The organism is Paenibacillus sp. 01L418, assembly GCF_056400045.1.
This window is the reverse complement of record NZ_JBFTSN010000874.1, coordinates 1-543: the sequence shown is the minus strand read 5'-3', so window position 1 is coordinate 543 and position 543 is coordinate 1. Positions and strand designations below refer to the sequence as shown.

Annotated in this window: 1 pseudogene; it reads left to right on the top strand. The window is 40.1% G+C overall.

The features are described 5' to 3' along the window. Positions 1–272: 272 nt before the first annotated feature. Positions 273–543: pseudogene (locus AC1DSE_RS36220) on the top strand (AraC family transcriptional regulator); the annotation flags it as partial.

Sequence of the window (543 nt, the reverse complement as noted above, 5' to 3'; positions counted from 1 at the left end):
CATTTATAGCATCCCATTGATAGGGTACAACAACATCCCTAACTAGATTAATATAATAATTCCAAAATGAATCTTGAATATTGATCTGCTTAAGTGATACGGGTTTGGCATGGTCCCTGCTTGCGATTTGCTCCATTTATTAAAACCCCTCTTCCGAAATGAATAACTTCATACTGCTGATCTCTATTTTATGGGTTAAAATAAAACTTAAATACAAACGAAAATAACTAAATACTTATAAAATTTCACACAAGCAGGGAGTGTAATTGATTATGATAGCAGCATCGGAGCATATTTATTTTGCAGCCCCTCCGCTTCCTTATTACTTAGAGAGCGGCGTTACGAATCACGAACGGGGCGATCAGCATCCGAGCCGGAAGCAGCTAGGCGTATTTGATCTTCTTATCATAGAACATGGCTGCTTATTTATAGGCGAGGATGAGCGGAAATGGCAATTAACAGACGGGCAAACCTTGCTTCTGCTGCCTGACCGCTATCACTATTCCGTAAAGCCTTCCGAGGAAAAAACACGCTTTTACTGGG